This is a genomic window from Lactobacillus delbrueckii subsp. delbrueckii DSM 20074 = JCM 1012 (assembly GCF_001433875.1).
Classification (GTDB): domain Bacteria; phylum Bacillota; class Bacilli; order Lactobacillales; family Lactobacillaceae; genus Lactobacillus; species Lactobacillus delbrueckii.
Map to the genome: position 1 here is coordinate 1 of NZ_AZCR01000166.1, position 255 is coordinate 255.

Annotated in this window: 1 rRNA gene; it reads right to left on the reverse strand. The window is 42.0% G+C overall.

Going from position 1 to position 255, the window contains the following annotated elements:
* Positions 1 to 183: 183 nt before the first annotated feature.
* Positions 184 to 255: ribosomal RNA gene (locus tag FD23_RS08955) — 16S ribosomal RNA — on the reverse strand; the annotation flags it as partial.

A 255-nucleotide genomic window follows, 5' to 3' on the forward strand; every position in this document is an offset into this window, starting at 1 on the left:
TTGCAATGTTTTCATTGATCTCAATGATTCTCGGTTTTTTCTTGGAATTAAGATATTCAGTTTTCAACGTACAAGTGAGAGTTGATACTCTCAAAACTGAACAAAGTTTCTTTTGCAGTGTGCTTCCGTAACTCACAATCGTCTATTAGTGTTGCCACTCTCTGATTGTGTGTCTTTCCTTAGAAAGGAGGTGATCCAGCCGCAGGTTCTCCTACGGCTACCTTGTTACGACTTCACCCCAGTCATCTGCCCTGC